Annotated in this window: 21 protein-coding genes; 8 read left to right on the forward strand and 13 right to left on the reverse strand. The window is 69.8% G+C overall.

Going from position 1 to position 17,283, the window contains the following annotated elements; genetic code table 11:
• Positions 1–8: 8 nt before the first annotated feature.
• Both QSK25_RS32710 and QSK25_RS32715 read right to left on the reverse strand, forming a co-directional pair.
• The gene (locus QSK25_RS32710; RefSeq protein ID WP_285644021.1) at positions 9–779 is read right to left on the reverse strand and encodes an META domain-containing protein; all 771 of its coding nucleotides are present in this window, start codon (positions 777–779) and stop codon (positions 9–11) included.
• Positions 780–863: 84 nt separating this feature from the next.
• The gene (locus QSK25_RS32715) at positions 864–1,796 is read right to left on the reverse strand and encodes a trypsin-like serine peptidase (protein WP_285644023.1); all 933 of its coding nucleotides are present in this window, start codon (positions 1,794–1,796) and stop codon (positions 864–866) included.
• Between the two features lie 313 nt (positions 1,797–2,109).
• Between QSK25_RS32715 and QSK25_RS32720 the strand changes: the two genes are divergently transcribed.
• The 4 genes from QSK25_RS32720 (at position 2,110) to QSK25_RS32735 (ending at position 3,830) form a co-directional block, all read left to right on the forward strand.
• The gene (locus QSK25_RS32720) at positions 2,110–2,436 is read left to right on the forward strand and encodes an ArsR/SmtB family transcription factor (protein ID WP_285644162.1); all 327 of its coding nucleotides are present in this window, start codon (positions 2,110–2,112) and stop codon (positions 2,434–2,436) included.
• Complete coding sequence (locus QSK25_RS32725; RefSeq protein WP_285644025.1) at positions 2,433–2,912, forward strand: SRPBCC family protein; 480 nt, start codon at positions 2,433–2,435, stop codon at positions 2,910–2,912. The genes QSK25_RS32720 and QSK25_RS32725 overlap by 4 nt, the downstream gene beginning before the upstream one ends.
• A gap of 88 nt (positions 2,913–3,000) precedes the next feature.
• Positions 3,001–3,354, forward strand: coding sequence for a hypothetical protein (locus tag QSK25_RS32730; RefSeq protein WP_285644026.1), 354 nt, complete (start codon positions 3,001–3,003; stop codon positions 3,352–3,354).
• Between the two features lie 35 nt (positions 3,355–3,389).
• Complete coding sequence (locus QSK25_RS32735; RefSeq protein ID WP_285644028.1) at positions 3,390–3,830, forward strand: macro domain-containing protein; 441 nt, start codon at positions 3,390–3,392, stop codon at positions 3,828–3,830.
• Between the two features lie 127 nt (positions 3,831–3,957).
• Here QSK25_RS32735 and QSK25_RS32740 read toward each other — a convergent pair whose 3' ends face one another.
• The 4 genes from QSK25_RS32740 to QSK25_RS32755 form a co-directional block, all read right to left on the reverse strand.
• Positions 3,958–5,121, reverse strand: coding sequence for an acyl-CoA dehydrogenase (locus tag QSK25_RS32740; protein WP_285644030.1), 1,164 nt, complete (start codon positions 5,119–5,121; stop codon positions 3,958–3,960).
• A gap of 78 nt (positions 5,122–5,199) precedes the next feature.
• Complete coding sequence (gene purE, locus QSK25_RS32745; RefSeq protein ID WP_285644031.1) at positions 5,200–5,688, reverse strand: 5-(carboxyamino)imidazole ribonucleotide mutase; 489 nt, start codon at positions 5,686–5,688, stop codon at positions 5,200–5,202.
• Complete coding sequence (locus QSK25_RS32750) at positions 5,685–6,872, reverse strand: 5-(carboxyamino)imidazole ribonucleotide synthase (protein ID WP_285644032.1); 1,188 nt, start codon at positions 6,870–6,872, stop codon at positions 5,685–5,687. The genes purE and QSK25_RS32750 overlap by 4 nt, the downstream gene beginning before the upstream one ends.
• Positions 6,836–7,660, reverse strand: coding sequence for a helix-turn-helix transcriptional regulator (locus QSK25_RS32755; RefSeq protein WP_285644034.1), 825 nt, complete (start codon positions 7,658–7,660; stop codon positions 6,836–6,838). The genes QSK25_RS32750 and QSK25_RS32755 overlap by 37 nt, the downstream gene beginning before the upstream one ends.
• 68 nt (positions 7,661–7,728) lie before the next feature.
• Here QSK25_RS32755 and QSK25_RS32760 point away from each other — a divergent pair, with 68 nt between their 5' ends.
• Complete coding sequence (locus QSK25_RS32760; RefSeq protein WP_285644035.1) at positions 7,729–8,487, forward strand: NAD-dependent epimerase/dehydratase family protein; 759 nt, start codon at positions 7,729–7,731, stop codon at positions 8,485–8,487.
• Here the strand turns inward: QSK25_RS32760 and QSK25_RS32765 are convergent.
• The 5 genes from QSK25_RS32765 to QSK25_RS32785 all read right to left on the reverse strand — a co-directional run bounded on the left by QSK25_RS32765 (position 8,445) and on the right by QSK25_RS32785 (position 11,643).
• Positions 8,445–9,596 carry an ABC-2 membrane transporter-related protein gene (locus QSK25_RS32765; RefSeq protein WP_285644037.1) on the reverse strand — a complete coding sequence of 384 codons (1,152 nt, stop codon included), beginning with the start codon at positions 9,594–9,596 and terminating at the stop codon, positions 8,445–8,447. The two genes, QSK25_RS32760 and QSK25_RS32765, sit on opposite strands and share 43 nt — an antisense overlap.
• Positions 9,593–9,937 (reverse strand): hypothetical protein, encoded by a 345-nt coding sequence (locus QSK25_RS32770; protein ID WP_285644038.1) that lies wholly within the window; start codon positions 9,935–9,937, stop codon positions 9,593–9,595. Before QSK25_RS32770 ends, QSK25_RS32765 begins: the two co-directional genes overlap by 4 nt.
• The gene (locus QSK25_RS32775) at positions 9,922–10,386 is read right to left on the reverse strand and encodes an ATP-binding cassette domain-containing protein (protein ID WP_285644040.1); all 465 of its coding nucleotides are present in this window, start codon (positions 10,384–10,386) and stop codon (positions 9,922–9,924) included. The genes QSK25_RS32770 and QSK25_RS32775 overlap by 16 nt, the downstream gene beginning before the upstream one ends.
• Entirely contained in the window at positions 10,383–10,763 is a 381-nt protein-coding gene (locus tag QSK25_RS32780; protein ID WP_285644042.1) for a GntR family transcriptional regulator, read from the reverse strand. The genes QSK25_RS32775 and QSK25_RS32780 overlap by 4 nt, the downstream gene beginning before the upstream one ends.
• Positions 10,764–10,875: 112 nt before the next feature.
• A complete protein-coding gene (locus QSK25_RS32785) occupies positions 10,876–11,643 on the reverse strand; it encodes a GGDEF domain-containing protein (RefSeq protein WP_285644044.1) in 768 nt (255 codons plus the stop codon).
• A gap of 142 nt (positions 11,644–11,785) precedes the next feature.
• On the opposite strand from QSK25_RS32785, the gene QSK25_RS32790 reads away from it, so the two are divergent.
• The 3 genes from QSK25_RS32790 (at position 11,786) to QSK25_RS32800 (ending at position 15,240) form a co-directional block, all read left to right on the forward strand.
• Positions 11,786–14,029: a sigma-70 family RNA polymerase sigma factor gene (locus QSK25_RS32790; RefSeq protein ID WP_285644045.1), complete on the forward strand. Its 2,244-nt coding sequence runs from the start codon at positions 11,786–11,788 to the stop codon at positions 14,027–14,029.
• Positions 14,030–14,177: 148 nt separating this feature from the next.
• Complete coding sequence (locus QSK25_RS32795; protein ID WP_502881916.1) at positions 14,178–14,777, forward strand: GtrA family protein; 600 nt, start codon at positions 14,178–14,180, stop codon at positions 14,775–14,777.
• On the forward strand, positions 14,707–15,240 hold the full coding sequence (locus tag QSK25_RS32800; RefSeq protein WP_285644046.1) for a GtrA family protein: 534 nt from the start codon (positions 14,707–14,709) through the stop codon (positions 15,238–15,240). The genes QSK25_RS32795 and QSK25_RS32800 overlap by 71 nt, the downstream gene beginning before the upstream one ends.
• 63 nt (positions 15,241–15,303) lie before the next feature.
• Here QSK25_RS32800 and QSK25_RS32805 read toward each other — a convergent pair whose 3' ends face one another.
• Positions 15,304–16,578 (reverse strand): ATP-binding protein, encoded by a 1,275-nt coding sequence (locus QSK25_RS32805; protein WP_285644048.1) that lies wholly within the window; start codon positions 16,576–16,578, stop codon positions 15,304–15,306.
• Positions 16,578–17,252: a response regulator transcription factor gene (locus tag QSK25_RS32810; protein WP_285644049.1), complete on the reverse strand. Its 675-nt coding sequence runs from the start codon at positions 17,250–17,252 to the stop codon at positions 16,578–16,580. The genes QSK25_RS32805 and QSK25_RS32810 overlap by 1 nt, the downstream gene beginning before the upstream one ends.
• Positions 17,253–17,283 lie beyond the last annotated feature (31 nt).

Raw genomic sequence — 17,283 nt, forward strand, 5'->3', positions numbered from 1 at the left:
CCTGCCTCCTACTTCTTGAGCGTGACACCGGCGCCCAACGCGTTGTCGAGGACCAGCGTGGAGCGGTTGATCTTGTAGGTGACCGCGCCGGACTCGAACGCCTTGTTCACGGCGGTTTCCACCTCGTCCACCGCACCGCAGGACTTCAGGGTCTGCGGACCGAGCGTCGCCTTGATCGTCTGGCCGGACAGCTCGTAGGGCACCGCGTTCCCGTTGCGGTTGCAGCCGCTGTCGACGGCCACCGTGCCGTCCTTGAAGGTGATGGTCACCTTCGCGCCCGCGGGCACCGACGAGATGGAGTCCATCGCGACGATGCCGTCGACGGTCCAGGTGCCGTCCAGGGTGGCGGGCTGCTCGGCTGCCAGCACGATCTCCGCGTTCGCGCCGGTGAGCACGAGGTTCGTGCCGTCGAGCCTCCACTCCGGCTTCGCCTCGAGCAGCTTCGCCAACCACGTCTCCTGCTCGTGCAGTTCGGGCTGGGGACAGCCCATCGCGGTCATGCCGAGTTCGCCGACGGACACCTTGCCGCCGTCCAGGATCACGGCGCCCTGCATCTGGTTGCAGCCCGCGCCGGCTATGAGCCGGTCGTCCTCGGTGAATCTGAGCTCGACGTTCGTGCCCTCGACCAGGGTGCGCGGTTTGCCCTGCTCCTGCACCGAGGTCGAGACGTAGACCTTCCCGCGCAGGTTCGCGCTCTTGTACTGGGTGTCGCTCGGCGTGGCGGTGCAGGCCGCCGTCGCGGCGAGGAGCAGGACGGCGAGGACGATTCGGTGGCTCATGCGGGTAGGACGCAACTCCACCGCGTTTCGGTTGCCCGAAGGCCGGGAGCGGGATTTCCGCGCCCGGCCAACGAGAATTCGACATCAGGGGGAAAGCGACTCCGCGAAGTCGTAGAGGCTCTTGATGTCGTTGTCGAAGTACGGCCCGTCCATCTGGTTCGGGTCGGCGTGCCGGTGGCTGACCACGCTGTTGATGTAGCCCAGCCCGTTCTGGTCGTTGTACTCCTGCAACCACGGACCGCCGGACGAGCCGCCGGTCATGTTGCACCAGGCCCGCACCTGCTGGCCGTGGCCGTTCCAGGTCGTGCCCTGGCAGAAGTACTGCAGCTCACCGGTGAACGGCGCACCCGCGGGGTAGCCGAGGATCGTGACGAACACCGAGTAGCCCCAGTTCCAGCGCAACCCGTTGCCACCCACGACGTTCGCGATCGACTGACCGCCGAGGGTGTTCATGACGACGATGCCCATGTCCTCGTCGAGGCTGCTGGAGTTGATCCACGCCGTGCGCGTGGTCAACGTGTACGCGCTCCACGTGCCGAACGGCCGCGCGCCGTTGCGGTAGCGGGGCACGAACACCCAGTTGGACATCCAGGTACCGCCGGCACCGCCGTGCACGCAGTGGCCCGCCGTCTGGACGAGCTTCCTCTTGCCACTGCTGACGGTCGCGCCGGAGCAGACGTAGTTCAGGCCGTTCTGCGGGTTGGTGAAGAACACCTTCCCGACCGTCTGCGACTCGTTGAGCATCGTCCCGATGCCTTGCGCCTGCTGGTTCGCGACCTTCACCGAGGGTGCGACGCCCTCGATGCTGCCCGCACGACCCGAGGGCTGGTGTGGGGTAGCGGCCTTCACCGTGGCGGGTGCCTGCGCCGGGATCGCGGTGGCCATGCGCTCCTCGGTCCAGTACTGCTCGGCCGCGGCGGCCGTCTGGATCTTGTTGTCGGAGGTTCTGGCCAGGCTGCTGGAACTGCCGTTCGGTGCCGCCTGCGCGGTCGGCACGAGCACGGAAGCTGCCAGCACAAATCCGAACACTAAAGAAACAGTTCTTTTCGCTCTCATTCGAAATACCTCACTAAACGAGGTTCACTTGCGGCTTTGCGAACGTAGCGAGGCCCCTGACCTGCTGTCCAGCGGCAATTTGCAGATTGCTCTGTTCAGCCCCGCTACCATTCCATGCTTCATGGAAGGCGGTCCACCCGGCCCATTTTCGCTTTTTATGTGCCGCATCGGAAAGCGTTATCCTGCAGTTGATCTTGAACCTGGGGGTTGACAGCCCGGCGGCGCGTGGGTCTACTTAACCCAGAGGTTAGATAACCAAGTGGTTAGGTACGAGATGGACCAGCTGAGCGCCACCTTCGCCGCGCTGGCGGACCCGACCCGCCGCGCGATCCTCGCGCGGCTGACCGAGGGCCCGGCAACGGTGAAGGAGCTCTCCGAGCCGTTCGACATCAGCGGCCCGGCGATCTCCAAACACCTGCGCGTGCTGGAGAAGGCAGGCCTGATCACCCGCGGCAGGGAGGCCCAGTGGCGTCCCTGCCAACTCGACGCGACACCCCTGCGGGAGGTTTCCGTGTGGGCAGAGAACTACCGCCGCTTCTGGGATGCGAGCTACGCACGCCTGGACGAGCTCTTGACCGAGATGAAGGAGAACGAGGAATGAGCACCGTCAAGTTCGGCACGACCGTCACCCTCCCGTCCGACACCGAGATCGCGATGTCGCGCACGTTTGACGCACCGGCTTCGTTGGTGTGGAAGGCTTTCACCACGCCGGAGCTGCTGCGCCGCTGGCTGCTCGGCCCCGACGGCTGGGAGATGCCGATCTGCGAGGTCGACCTGCGCGTGGGCGGCAAGTGGCGCTACGGCTGGGCCTTGCCGGACGGCTCCGCCGGCTTCGAGATGCACGGCGAGTACACCGAGGTCACGCCGTTCTCGAAGATCGTGAACACCGAGATCTTCGAGGACAACCCGCCGGCCATCACCACCGTCACGTTCGTCGAGGAGGGCGGCCAGACCGTCATGACGTCCACCATGACCCTGGTGTCGCAGGAGGCTCGCGACGCCGTTCTCGCCACCGGCATGTCGGACGGTGCCGGTCGTTCGTACGAGCGCCTGGGCGAGGTCCTCGCCTCGCTCTAGTCCTTTGTGTCCTGTGCCGCTGCGTAATCACCTTTCGCGCCAACGGTTCCCCCGGTAGTGGGTGTTGGGTGTGGTTACGTTCGGCTTCATGGGACGTTTCCTCGTGGCACTGGCCCTCGTGCTCGGCTTCGCCGTGCTGTCCGCTCCTTCGGCTTTCGCCTCGGCCACCCGCTGGGACGTGGTGCCGTGCGGTTCCGGCACTCAGGCACTGTGGCTGCCCCGCGTCACCGGCTTCGGCACAGACCTGTCGTGCACGACCGAGGAAGCACGGTCCGCTGCCGTGAAGGCGGCCGTGGACAGCGGCAGTCCGACGCGGATGATGAACGTGGCCATCGCGTTCGCGCAGCAGCTCGCCGACAAGTCGTTGACCGCTTCGTCGCCGTGCGTGCTGGGGGCGAAGGGCGCGGTGGGCGAGGCGATCGGCACGTGCGTGCCGGCCTGACGTTTTTGTCGGTGGCGCCCTGCATGATGCGGCTTGTGATCGTGCAGGGTTCCGGTGATCTGTTGGACGCCGACGTGGACGCTTTGGTCAACGCGGTGAACTGTGTCGGCGTGATGGGCAAGGGGCTGGCGCTGCAGTTCAAGCAACGCTTCCCCGCGTACTTCTCGGCCTACGCCGCGGCTTGCGCTTCGGGTGAGGTGCGGTTGGGACGCGTGCACGTGGTCTCGTTGGACCGCTGCTTCCTCAGCTTCCCGACGAAGAAGCACTTCCGTTCGTGGTCGAAGCTCTCCGACGTGGCCGCCGGGCTGGACGATCTGGCCCGCGTGGTCGAGGAGTTGGAGCTGCGGTCGGTGGCGGTGCCGGCGTTGGGGTGCGGGCTCGGCGGCCTCGCGTGGGCCGACGTGGAACCGTTGATCGCGGCGAAGCTCGGGCCGCTCGCCGCGACCGTCGCGGTGTACGCCCCGGCCACGAGGTGAGGGCTGCGGGACTGCGTGCTGGTCGCGGGGACCGGTGTGCGGTGGCCGCCACCGGGCGCGATGCTCGCCGGTTCGGTGGACGCGTGCTGAACGGCCTGGAGGGTTCCAGGCCGTTCAGGCGAGCACGTCAGCCGTTGAGGACCGCGCGCGACATCACGACGCGCTGGATCTGGTTCGTGCCCTCGTAGATCTGCGTGATCTTCGCGTCGCGCATCATGCGCTCGACCGGGAAGTCACGGGTGTAGCCGGCGCCGCCGAACAGCTGCACGGCGTCGGTCGTGACCTCCATGGCCACGTCGGAGGCGAAGCACTTGGCGGCGGCGGTGATGAAGCCGATGTTCGGCTCGCCGCGTTCGGCCTTGGCCGCGGCGACGTAGACCATGTGGCGGGCCGCCTCGATCTTCATCGCCATGTCGGCCAGCATGAACTGGACGCCCTGGAAGTCCGAAATGGACTTGCCGAACTGCTTGCGGTCCTTGACGTACGCGACCGCGGCTTCCAGCGCGCCCTGCGCGATGCCGACGGCCTGGGCACCGATGGTGGGGCGGGTGTGGTCCAGGGTCTTCAGGGCCGTCTTCAGGCCCGTGCCCGGCTCGCCGATGATGCGGTTCGCGGGGATGGTGCAGTTCTCGAAGTAGATCTCGCGGGTCGGCGAGCCCTTGATGCCGAGCTTGCGCTCCTTGGGGCCGACGGAGAAGCCCGGGTCGTCCTTGTGCACGACGAACGCCGAGATGCCCGCGGACTTCTTGGCGGCGTTGGGGTCCGTCACGGCCATGACGGTGTACCAGGTGGACTCGCCGGCGTTGGTGATCCAGCACTTGGTGCCGTTGAGCACCCAGTCCGAGCCGTCCAGGACGGCGCGGGTGCGCATCGAGGCCGTGTCGGAACCGGCCTCGCGCTCGGACAGGGCGTAGGAAGCCATGGCCTCGCCCGAGGCGATGGACGGCATGACGAGCTGCTTCAGCTCTTCGGAGGCCGAGAGCAGGATCGGCATCGTGCCGAGCTTGTTCACGGCCGGGATCAGGGAGGAGGACGCGCAGACGCGGGCCACCTCCTCGATCACGATGCAGGTGGCCACGGAGTCCGCGCCCTGGCCGTCGTACGACTCGGGCACGTGGACGGCCGCGAAGCCGGCCTTGACCAGGGCGTTGTGGGCCTCTACCGGGAAGCGCTCGTTCTCGTCGACCTCAGCCGCGTGCGGCTTGATCTCCTTCTCGGCGAGCGAGCGGACGGCCTCACGCAGCGCCTCGTGCTCCTCGGCGAGCTGATAGGTGCCGAAGCTCGGGTTCACCTTGTTACCTCCCAGTAGCGAGTCCTCGGCACGATGTTAGCGCCCGTTCACGTCGAGCGCTGCTGTGCCGTTGAGCACTCAGAGGGACTTCTGCAGAGCCGCGTCCTTGTCTAGTACGAGCTGCTCGAGTTCTGCCTGGAAGCGGGCGACTCGCTCCTGCAGGGCCGGGTCGGAGGCGGCGAGGATGCGGACGGCCATCAGTCCCGCGTTCCGCGCGCCGCCGATGGCCATCGTCGCGACCGGGATGCCTGCGGGCATCTGCACGATCGAGAGCAGCGAGTCCATGCCGTCGAGGTACTTCAGCGGGACGGGGACACCGATCACCGGGAGCACGGTGGCGGAGGCGACCATGCCGGGCAGGTGAGCCGCGCCGCCGGCGCCGGCGATGATGGCGCTCAGGCCACGGGAGGCGGCGGAGTTCGCGTAGTCGATCATGCGCTGCACGGTGCGGTGCGCGGAGACGACACTGACCTCGTAGGACACGCCGAACTCGGCGAGGGCCTCGGCCGCGGCCTTCATCACCGGCCAGTCCGAGTCACTGCCCATGATCACGCCAACCTGCGTCACTCTGCACTCCCGTGAATGTCGAATCCGTCTGACCACACGCCCGTGGACAACCAGTCCGCGGCGAGGCGGGCGCGCTCGCGCACCTCGGTCATGTCGTTGCCGAGGAACGTCACGTGGCCGACCTTGCGGCCCGGCCGTTCCTCCTTGCCGTACAGGTGCACGTGCGCGTCCGGGAACCGCGCGAACAGGTGGTGCACGCGCTCGTCCGGGCCCATCGCGGGCGGTTCCGCAGCCCCGAGGACGTTCGCCATGACGACGGCCGGTGCCATCAGGTCCGTGCGGCCCAGCGGGTAGTCCAGGACCGCGCGCAGGTGCTGTTCGAACTGGGACGTGCGCGCGCCCTCGATCGACCAGTGGCCCGAGTTGTGCGGGCGCATCGCGAGCTCGTTCACGACCACGCCGTCCGCGGTCTCGAACAGCTCGACGGCCAGCACGCCCACGACGCCCAGCGCGTCGGCGACCTTCAGCGCGAGTTCCTGGGCCGCGGCGCCGTCCAGCGCGGGGGCGGGCGCGAGCACCTCGACGCAGATGCCGTCGGACTGCACGGTCTCGACGACCGGCCACGCGGCGCCCTGCCCGAACGGCGAGCGCGCCACGACGGCGGCCAGCTCGCGGCGCATCGGCACGCACTGCTCGACCATCAACGGCGTCCCGGCCTCGAGCAGCTCCGGCACGACCCGCTCGGCGCTCTGCGGGGTGTTCAGCATCCACACGCCACGGCCGTCGTAACCGCCGCGGATCGACTTCAGCACGCACGGCCAGCCGTGCTCCGCACCGAACTTCGTGACGTCGCGGACCTCGTGCACCTCCGCGAACGGCGGCACGGGCAGGCCCAGCTCGGCGAGCCGGACGCGCATCTTCAACTTGTCCTGCGCAAATTGCAGAGCGTCCGGACCGGGGTGCACCTTGACGCCCTCGGCGACGAGCGTGCGCAGGTGGTCCTGCGGCACGTGCTCGTGGTCGAACGTGACGACCTCGCAGCCCTTCGCGAACGCGCGCAACGCGTCGAGGTCGGTGTGCGTGCCGAGGACCACGTCCCGCGCGACGAGCGCGGCGGGGTCGTTCTCGGAGACTGCGAGCACGCGAAGCGACTGCCCGAGCGGGATCGCGGCCTGGTGCGTCATGCGGGCGAGCTGCCCGCCGCCGATCATTCCGACGACGGGGAGACGGGTACGAGAGTCCACGGTTCAGGCATCCTACCTGCGGCTTCGCCCGCGCTCACCAGCAGAGCCAGCCGCGCCGCGGTGACGCTGCCCTCCGGTGCGACGTGGATCACGAGCCGCTGGTCGTGCTCGGGCGCGCCGAGCACCTCGCAGTCGAACTCCAGCAGGCCCGCGACCGGGTGCCGCAGCCGCTTGCGGGCCGACCGGCGCACCGCCACGTCGTGCCCCGCCCACAACCGCGCGAACGTCGGGCTCGCCATCAACTCGTCGACCAACGGCCGTGCGGCGGGCCTGCGCGCAAGGGTCGCCCTCAGGTCCGCGACGTGCGCACGCGCGATGGCCTCGCGATCCTCCTCCGGCACCCAGCTCTGGTCGCCGAGGAAGAACGACCTGAGCAGGTTGCGCCCGACGACGTCCCCGAACACCACCTCGGCCCGCGGCGTCGCGGCCAGCACGTCGCCGAGGTCGGAGATCACCACGGCGAGGTCGTCGCGCAGCCGGTCGAGCAGCAGCCGGACCCCGGGCCGGATGGACGTCGTCGCGGGTTCCTCGGGCACGGCTTCTCCTGCCAGGCGGAACAGGTGCGCGCGCTCGTCGGCGTCGAGTTCCAACGCGCGTGCGAGCCCGTTGAGCACCGGCACGGACGGATGCGGCCCACGCGCCTGTTCGAGTCGCGAGTAGTAGTCGACGGACATGCCCGCGGCCTCTGCCACCTCCTCGCGGCGACGTCCGGGCGTGCGCCTCCGTCCACCACGCACGGGCGCCAGCCGTTCACGACGGCTGCGCAGAAAGCCCGCCAGCTCTTGCATGCCCTCCAAGGTAGCCAGGGATCGACTGTCCCTGGCTGGTCGCTCGGTGCGGAAAGACGCTGGAGCACATGAAGATCGCGATGACGGGGTCGACCGGACGGGTCGGCGGCAGGCTCCTCCCCCGGCTCCGGGACCAGGGCCACGACGTGCGCACGCTGACCGCCAGGCTCGCCGACACCGCGGCGGTGGAGGAGTTCGTCGACGGCGTGGACGCCGTGGTGCACGTTGCCGCCGCGCTGCGCACGAGCACCGACTTCGAGGCCGTGAACGTGCACGGCACGCGCACGCTCGCCGAGCTCAGCGTGAAGGTGCCGCAGTTCGTCCACATCAGCACGAACCTGGTGTACCCCAACGGCTTGGGGCGACCGGCCGTCGAGACCGACCCGACCGGGCCGGACCCGGCGTTCGGCGACTACCCGCGCACCAAAGCGTTGGGAGAGAAGGCGGTTCTCGACACGCGGGCGGCGGCGGTGCTGCGGCTGGCGTTCGTCTACGGCGAGAGCGATCCGCATCTGGAGGAGTCGCTGCGGTGGGCGTCGACCTGGCCCGCGCACCAACGCCTGCACGTGGTGCATCACGTGGACGTCGCTCAGGCGGTCGGAAAGGTGCTCGGTGCCGGGGCCGAGGGGATCTTCAACGTCGCGGACGACAGCCCCGTCACCGCGCTGGAACTGCACCTGCTGAACGGCCTACCCCCAGGTGAGGCCGTTCAGCAGGACTTCGACCCGTGGAACGGGATCGTCTCGACCGAGCACGCCCAGCGGGAGCTCGGCTTCCGGCCGCGCTACCCGTCCGCCTTGTCGGCGTCGGTGGCCGGCGCGCTCTGATCCGCCTCGGGAACTTCGGGAGCCGCCGAGACCTCGGGTTCCTCTTCGGGGACCTCGGCGCTCTCGGATTCGGGCTCTGGCACCCACTCGATCTCAGCGTCCGGATCGGCGACGAGCACCGCCACCGCCCCCGCCTCGGGCTCGGCAGCCCCGCCCGACGCCCCGTCGACCACCACCGCCGCACCGCTGACGGCCACGATCGACACCGGTCCGGCCGCCGCGGCGCCGCCCACCTTCCGGTGCGCCCGCGTCGGCCTCCACCCGCCACCCCGGCGCAGCAGCCACAGCGACAGGAAGAGGAACCCGGCGGCCAGCAGCAGGCACAGCAAGACCTCGAAGACCTGGAAGTACGTCATCCGGTCGATCGGCTGGTAGTCGACGTACGTGCCGATGGCGGCCTTCGTGTTGCGCATGCAGGTGTTCTCGTTGATCAGCCGGCAGTTGTCCGGCACCGACACCGGTTCGAGGTCGTCGCCGACGAACCCGCTGCCCAGCGTCAGCCCGTGTTGCGGCACGACCGGGGTGTTCTCCCAGCGCACGATGATGCGTTCGGGCGGCAGGTAGTAGTCGCGCAGCACCCCGGCGAGCAGGAACCGCACGAGCGCGAAGAACACCAGCGTGCCCGCGATCGCCGTCAGGACGTGCCTGGTCAGCAGGCCGATGAGCACGCCCATCGACAGTCCCAGGAGCGCGTACCCGCCCTGCACGAACGGGTTGGCCTCGAAGCCGGACCACACCCGGCGCGAACCGACGTACCCGTCGCCCGCGCCGATCAGCGCGCCCAGCAGCACGGCGAGCACGGCGAGGACGGCCACCTTGCCGCGCAACCACTCCACGGGCGTGACGTCCTGGCCCCAGGCCACGAAGTAGGTGCGTTCCTCGAGTTCGCGGGCGAGCAGCGGGGCGCCCCAGAACATGCCGATGATCCCGCCGAAGCCGAGCTGCACCATGAGCCCGTAGAAGCCGGTGATCGGCATCGAGTCGATCGCCGCCGAGCCCGTCTCGGTGAAGATCAGCGAGTAGGAGGCGAGCAGCGCGACGGCCGCGACGCTGACGATCTGCCAGCGGTGCTGGCGCCAGGTCAGCCAGATGGTCGTGCCGAGGCTCATGCCGCACGCTCCAGGTGGGCCACGACGAGCTCCTCCAGCGTCACGTACCGGGCGGTCCAGGGTTCGTCGATCCGCTGACCGCCGGAGCGGACCAGGAACGACGACTGCGACTTGCCGTGCTTCGCGAGCACCACAGGTCCTTCCACGGGTGATTTCGAGGCGTGCGGACCGGTGTAGAGGACGTGCTGTTCCAGCAGTTCGTCCGTGTCGCCGTCGACCAGCAGCCGGCCGTTGGACAGCAGGAGCAACCGGTCGGCGACACCGCCGATCTCCGCGACGACGTGCGTGGAGAAGACCAGGGTCAGGCCCCGGTCGCTCACCTCGGTCAGCAGCTCGCGCATGACCCGTTGGCGGGCGAGGGGATCCAGTTCGGCCAGCGGTTCGTCGAGCAGCAGCACGTCCGGGCGCGACCCAGCGCGAGCGCCAGCGTCACGTGCGTGCGCTGACCGCCGGAGAGGTCGCCGATCTGGAGCTTGCGCGGGACCTTGAACCTGGTGAGCCACCGGTCGGCCCGCTGCTCGTCCCAGACGTCGTTCATGCGACGGCCGAAGTTCAGGACGTCCGCGACCTTGAACGACCTGTACATCGGCTTGTGCTGGGGCACGTACGCCACGCGGCCCGCGACGGCCGTGTGCCCCGATTCGGCCGGGAGGTGCCCGGCCAGCACGTTGAGCAGCGTCGACTTGCCGGAGCCGTTGGCCCCGACCATCGCCGTGACGCTGCCCGGCGGCAGTTCGAAGGAGACGTTCCGCACGGCCCACTTCGAGACTCCGGCCGCAACCACGCTCATTGCGCTCCCCCACTCAGCACTTCGCGCAGCAGCGCGTAGATGTCCTCGTCCTCCAACCCGGCGGAGCGTGCCTCCGCGACCCACTTGGCGAGTCCCTCGCGCAACGGGTCCAGGTCCTCGGGGGCGGCGGACCCCAAGGTGGCCTTGACGAAGGTGCCGGAGCCCTGGCGGGCTTCGACGAGGCCGGCGAGCTCCAGCTCGCGGTAGGCCTTGAGCACGGTGTTCGCGTTCACGCCGCTCGTGGCGACGACGTCGCGCACCGTCGGCAGCCGATCACCCGGCTGCAGCCAGCCGAGCCTCAGAGCCTCCCTCACCTGCTGACCGAGCTGCAGGTACGCGGGAAAGCCACTGCCGCGGTCAACGTGGAACTCGACCACGCACGCTCCCCAGATTGTTCTAGTGAACTAGGACAATAGAACACTTCTGAGTGTGTTGGGAAGCGACCCCGGTGGGGACACGGGGAGGGCCGCCGGACGCGGGACAGGGGGGTCAGCGCCCGAGCGAGGTGAGGAGGGCACGCGCCTCGGCGTGCGTGTCCGGCAGGCGTTCGATCCAGACCTTGGCGGGTCCGACCGGCCGGACGTTCGGGTCGTCGGCGAGCCGGTCGGCCGCCAGCACCCGCAGGTTGGACACGCGTCTGGCGAGCAGCTCGTCCCTGCGGACCAGCACCGCGGCGACGCACGGCCCGAGGGTCGCCAGGGTCTCGCCGCCGTCGAAGACGGTGCGCAGCGCGTCCGACACGAGCGTCATCGCGACGACCCGGGACCAGCCGGTGGCGCGGTGCACGTCGAGCCTGAGCAGCACGAGCGCGTAGTCAAGTGACGCGACAGGCGTCTCCCGGTACACCTCGCCCAGTCGTGTCCGCAGGTAGGCGGCAGTCGCCAGCCCGGTCAGAGGATCTTCGGCCGCGCAGTCGCCGGCCTGCTTCGTCACCACGTCCGCCCATCCCAGCGCTGTCATGCGCAGCATCCGCGAAGGGAGCGCGTCGACGTTCGGCGACACGATCTGCGACCCGTCGGTCAGCACGGCGTGCAGCGCGGCGAGGTCCATGAGCGTCTCGCTCAACCCCGCGCCCGCCTCCGCCCGCGCCCGGCCCAGCCGGACCAGCGCGTCGCCGGGGTCCGCGTCGTCGAGCATCGCCGCGCACACGTCGTCGACCTCGGCGAGCGGCCAGTCTGCGGGGAACGCCCAGCCGGCGGCCATGGTGGCGGTGCGCCACCTGGACTTCAGCAGGCGTTCCGCTTGTGCGACACCCACCCGGTCTCCCTTCGGCTCGTCCGATTCCAGGTGGGAGACGCACCCGTCGCCGGATCGTGACGCAACCCGCGCGGGGGATTCAGATGACTCCGCCAGCCGCCGTAAGTCACACTGGGCGCCGCGTGGGAGGGAAACAAAGACTGTGGCGATCGTTCCTGCAGACGTCCAGGGACCGAGCGACGCGGAACTCATCGAGTCCGTGCGCGGCGGGACCATCGACGCCTACGGCCAGTTGTACGAACGCCACGTCTCGGCGGCCTACAACCTCGCCCGCCAGCTCGCGCGGTCGCAGGCCGAGGCCGACGACCTCGTCTCCGAGGCGTTCGCCAAGGTCCTGGACACCCTTCGCGCCGGCCGCGGGCCGGACGCCGCGTTCCGCGCGTACCTGCTCACGGCGTTGCGCCACACCGCTTACGACAAGACCCGCCGCGACAAGAAGGTCGACCTCACCGAGGACATGACCGACGTCGCGCCGCCCGTCGCGTTCAGCGACACCGCCGTGGCCGGGCTCGAGAAGTCGATGGCCGCACGCGCGTTCGCCGCCCTGCCCGAACGCTGGCAGATGGTGCTGTGGCACACCGAGATCGAGGGGCAGTCGCCCGCCGAGGTCGCCCCGTTGCTCGGGCTGACGGCCAACGGCGTGTCCGCGCTCGCCTACCGCGCCCGTGAGGGCCTCAAGCAGCAGTACCTCCAGATGCACCTGGCCGAGACGGCCACCGAGCGCTGCAAGGCGACCGTCGACCGGCTCGGCGCGTGGACCCGCGGTGGCCTGTCCAAGCGCGAGGCGACGCAGGTCGAGGCGCACCTCGACGAGTGCGGCCGATGCCGGGCGCTGGCTGCCGAACTCGCGGACGTCAACGGCGCGCTGCGGATCTTCGTCGCGCCGCTGGTGCTCGGCATCGGAGCCACCGCGTACCTGGTCACGGCCGGGACGACCACCGCCGTCGTCGGGGCCGGTGCGGCCGCCGGTGGTGCCGGTGCCGTCGGTGCCGCGATCCCCCGCCAGCTCGTGACGGTCGGTGGCTCGGCCGCCGCGGTGGCCGCCGCCGTGGTGATCGCGCTGGCCGCGGCCGGCGGGGAACAGCCGGCACCGGTCGTGGAGGCGATCCAGCCGCCGCCCGCGCAGACCCAGGTCCAGACGCCGCGTCCGCCCGTTCCGCCGGTGCCGCCCGCACCCGCTCCGACGACCCAGCCGCCGGCGCCGACGACCACTCCGGAACCGCCGTCGGTGGCACCTCCCGCGCCGCCGCCCGCTCCCGAACCTCCCGCGCCCGAGCCGCCCGCACCGGCGCCGCCGTCGCTCACGCCGACCGTGCCGAGCGGGTACACGCTGACGCCGGGCGAGGAGCCCAAGGACTTCCCGATCACCATCCGCAACACCGGTGGCACGGCGGCACCGCCCGCGAGCATGGTGCTGAACCTGCCTCCGGGGGTCGTGTCGACCGGCGGGCCCGCCGGGTTCGCCGGTGCCCGGCTGGTGCAGCCGGACGGGTCGGCCGACCAGACCGTCGAGTGCCCCGCCGGGACCGGCACGATCACGTGCGTCACGCCGTCCGGGATCGCAGCGGGCGGGCAGGCGACGTTCCAGTTCCGGCTGCGGGCGACCGACACGGCCGTGCCGGGCACGATCACCGGTGTGATCAGCGCGGGCACGGCGATCACGGTCGACATCAGCGTCGCGGTCAACGTGCCGCCGGTGAACGACGACATCGACCTGGCGGTGAAGACCTGGGACGACGTGTTCTGGTACCACCCCCGTACCGACGTGTCGGTGCTCAACAGGGGGCCGCGCGCCGGGACGTTGAAGATCGACGTGACGTCCACCAAGAACCTCGTGGTGTTCGCGCCGTACCGGCAGTGCCGGCAGGCCGGCGAGAACGCGATCCGCTGCGTCGCGGACCTGCCGCGCGGCGAGCGGTTCCGGATGTCGTTCTGGGCGTTCGGGCGCAAGGGCGGCGACATCACCGTCACCGCGACGCTCGGCAACGCCACGAAGACCGTGACCGTGCCGGTGAAGGGGTGGCCGGGCAACCCGCCGGGCGAGGAACCGCCGAACCCGCCGACGACGACCACCACTCCGGCGCCGACCACCGAGACGACGAAGCCGACGCGTCCGACCGAGCCGACCAGGCCCGGGTCGACCGAGCCCACGAAACCGGGTTCGACCGAGCCGACGAAGCCGGTGGAGACGCCGACCGTGCCGTCGCCGACCGTGCCGACGGTTCCGACGTTGCCGACCTTGCCGACGCCGACGTTGCCGCCTTCGGTGCCGCCGACGACCACTCCGCCTCGTTCGGAGGAGCCGTGCGAACCGTCGCACGGGCTGTTGCCGGGGCTGATCGGCGGCATCATCGGCTGGCCGGACTGCGAACCCCCGCGGAGCTGATCGGCACCGCGGAGGGCGGACCCGTTGCGGAGTTGATCAAATGTTGATCTTCGTTCGTCACTGAACGTGCAGGTGGGACGCCTCTGGGTGGCGGTAGGTAACACCCGGAGGCAGGTACCGTTACCTTGATCCGTAAGCTGGCGCGGTGCTGCCAGTCGTTCGCCGGGCCATGAGCCGGCTGCCCGAACCACTCCAGTTCTTGCTGCACAAGCACCGCGAGTTGATCAGGTTCGCGCTGGTCGGCGGCACGACGTTCCTGATCGACAACGGCGTCTGGTACGCGCTCAAGCTCACCGTGCTGACCGACAAGGTCGTGACGGCGAAGGTCATCGGCGTCCTGGTGGCGATCATCGCCTCGTACATCCTGTCGCGCGAGTGGTCCTTCCACACCCGCGGCGGCCGCGAACGCCACCACGAGGCAGCCCTGTTCTTCCTGGTCAGCGGCCTCGGTGTGGGCATCAACATCCTGCCGCTGTGGCTGTCGCGGCACCTGTTCGGCCTGCAGGCCCCGTTCGTCTCGGTGCTGACCGAAGAGGTCGCGGACTTCGTGTCGGGCTCGATCATCGGCATGCTGCTCGCCACCGGCTTCAAGTTCTGGGCGATGCGCCGCTGGGTGTTCCCCGACGCTGGTGCGCGACCTGACCGGCACGTTCACCCGATCTCCGTAGACTCGCCTCGTGTCCCTAGGCGAAACAGTGATCTCGCGGTTCCCGGAGCCGATCCGGTCGATCGCGCTGAAGCATCGTGAGCTAGTCAAGTTCGCCCTGGTCGGGGGCACCTGCTTCGTGATCGACACGGTCCTGTTCTTCGGGATCAAGACGCTCGTGCTGCCCAACAACCCCGTGACGGCGAAGATCATCGCGACGCTGGTGGCGACGATCGTGTCGTACATCCTGAACCGGGAGTGGTCGTTCCGGACGCGAGGTGGGCGGGAGCGGCATCACGAAGCCCTGTTGTTCTTCTTGGTCAACGGGATCGGGATCGTTCTCAACTCGGCGCCTTTGTGGGTTTCCCGGTATTTGTTCCACCTCCAGGAGCCGCATGTCTCGCGGTTCGCTGAGGAGGTTTCCGACTTCTTGAGCGCTCAGATCATCGGGACGCTGATCGCCATGGCGTTCCGGTGGTACGGGTACAAGAACTGGGTGTTCCCCGAGGAGAACGTCCGGGGTGGGCGTTCGGATTCCGATGAGGAAGCGCTGGGGCATTCCTGATCTCGCACCAAGACGGTGGTCGGGTTGCGTTCGCGACTGCGGTCGCGTGCGTTGCTGTTGGTGCTAGCGCGGGGTGCCTGGGGTTTTCCAGGAGATGCCGACCACGTCCTGCGCCTTCGGCTTGGGCAGGAACACCGCGAAGGTGGCCGGGCGGGCCGTCGAGAGTTCCAGGCGGCCTCCGTCCGCGTCCACCAGGGCTCTGGCCAGGGCCAGGCCCACGCCCGTCGAGCCGCCGCCCGAGACTCCTCGTTCGAAGATGTGCGCCGCCAGTTCGTCGGGGACTCCGGCTCCTCCGTCGCTGACTTCCACGACGACGGTGCCCTCTTCGCTGCGCGCCGAGACGACCACGGAGCCTTCGCCGTGGCGCAGGGCGTTGTCGAGGAGGACGCCGATCGCTTCTCGCAGGCGAGCCGGGGTTGCCCTGGCCAGGAGGCCGTCCGGGACTCGGACTCGGAGGGCTCGGCCCTGGCTGCGGACCTGTTCGCGCCATTCGTCGGCGATCAGGGTGAGGGCCGGGCGGAGTTCCAGGGGTTCGGCGCCCACCGCTCGGGCTGCCCGGGCCGCGGCCAGGAGTTCGTCCAGGACCGCGGCCAGGCGTTCGGCCTGTTCCAGGGCTGCCCTGGCTTCGGCGGCCGTGTCCGGTTCCGGGTGTTCGGCCAGGGCTTCGAGGCGTAGTTGCAGGGCCGTCAGGCGGCTGCGGAGTTGGTGGGAGACGTCGCCGACCAGTTCTCGTTCTCGTTGGACGAGGCGGGCCAGGGCCGTGGCCGAGGTGTCGAGGGCCTCGGAGACCGCGTCCAGTTCCTGGATGTTGTAGCGCTGGCCGTCTGCCCTGAAGTCGCCCGCGCCCAGGCGGGAGGCGCGGGCCGCCACGTGGCCGAGGGGGCGGGCAAGCGTTTGCGCCGTGACCAGGGCGACGATGGTGCCGGTGCCCACGGAGATGGCGAGGAGCAGCAGGACCAGGCCCGCCACCTGGGCCTGTTGGGTGTGCATCGGGCCTGACGGGATCTCCAGGCGGACGGTGCCCTGCTGGGCGATGGAGAGTTCCACGGCCAGGGGGTCGTCACCCGGTGAGGGGCCGCTGACCTTGGTCGTGCCTCCGGAGGTGACGGTCAGCCGGCCGTCGGCCGGGATGGCCACCCGGACGCCCTCGATGCTGAGGGGCTCCTGCCTGGCCAGCTGGTCGTCGAGGGCCGTGGCGATCTGCTGGGCCTGTTGGTTGAGGGTGCCCTGGGCGGTGTCCTCGACGAGGGTCAGCGCCGAGTAGCCGAGGGGCAGGCCCAGGACGATGCCCGTCACGGCGACCGCGAGCAGGATCGCCCGCAGGATCCGGCGGCGCACTAGTCGGCGTTGAAGCGGAAGCCGCGGCCGCGGACGGTCGCGATTCGCTTCTCGGCGGAGTTCGGGGTGCCGTCGCCCAGCTTCCGGCGCAGCCAGGACATGTGCATGTCGAGGGTCTTGCTGCCCTTGAGGTCCGGGTCGTTCCAGACCTCGGAGAGGATCTCGTCGCGGCTCACGACCTGGCCCGCGCGCTGGATGAGGACCTTGAGGAGTTCGAACTCCTTGTTGGCGAGCTGGATCTCCCCGCCGTCGACGGTGACGCGGCGGGCGGCCAGGTCCACGCGGACGCCGTTGACCTCGAGCGTGCCGGGGGCGCGGCGGCGGAGCAGGGCCCGGATGCGCGCCATCAGCTCGGCCAGGCGGAACGGCTTGGCGACGTAGTCGTCGGCTCCGGCGTCCAGGCCCACCACGAAGTCGACCTCGTCGGCGCGGGCCGTCAGCATCAGGACCGGGACGCTCCTGCCGCTCTGCCGCAGCCTCCGGCACACCTCGAGGCCGTCCATGCCGGGCAGGCCGAGGTCCAGCACCAGGAGGTCGATGCCCCCGGCGATCGCTGCCTCGAAGGCCTGCGGCCCGTCTCCGACGACCTGCACCGAATAGCCCTCCCGCGTCAGGGCGCGGGAGAGCGGTTCCGCGATGGCCGGGTCGTCCTCGGCCAGCAACACCACGCTCACGGGCCCCAGCGTATTCGTGGAACGATCGCCG

Source organism: Lentzea sp. NBRC 102530, assembly GCF_030269365.1.
GTDB lineage: Bacteria > Actinomycetota > Actinomycetes > Mycobacteriales > Pseudonocardiaceae > Lentzea.

Bases quoted from the DNA above. Each gene is read 5' to 3' on its own strand.
- QSK25_RS32775 (WP_285644040.1), bottom strand. From the start codon at position 10,386: ATGAGCGTGGTTGCGGCCGGAGTCTCGAAGTGGGCCGTGCGGAACGTC.
- QSK25_RS32710 (WP_285644021.1), bottom strand. From the start codon at position 779: ATGAGCCACCGAATCGTCCTCGCCGTCCTGCTCCTCGCCGCGACGGCG.
- QSK25_RS32765 (WP_285644037.1), bottom strand. From the start codon at position 9,596: ATGAGCCTCGGCACGACCATCTGGCTGACCTGGCGCCAGCACCGCTGG.
- QSK25_RS32720 (WP_285644162.1), top strand. From the start codon at position 2,110: ATGGACCAGCTGAGCGCCACCTTCGCCGCGCTGGCGGACCCGACCCGC.
- QSK25_RS32760 (WP_285644035.1), top strand. From the start codon at position 7,729: ATGAAGATCGCGATGACGGGGTCGACCGGACGGGTCGGCGGCAGGCTC.
- QSK25_RS32770 (WP_285644038.1), bottom strand. From the start codon at position 9,937: ATGCGCGAGCTGCTGACCGAGGTGAGCGACCGGGGCCTGACCCTGGTC.
- QSK25_RS32730 (WP_285644026.1), top strand. From the start codon at position 3,001: ATGGGACGTTTCCTCGTGGCACTGGCCCTCGTGCTCGGCTTCGCCGTG.
- QSK25_RS32725 (WP_285644025.1), top strand. From the start codon at position 2,433: ATGAGCACCGTCAAGTTCGGCACGACCGTCACCCTCCCGTCCGACACC.
- QSK25_RS32755 (WP_285644034.1), bottom strand. From the start codon at position 7,660: ATGCAAGAGCTGGCGGGCTTTCTGCGCAGCCGTCGTGAACGGCTGGCG.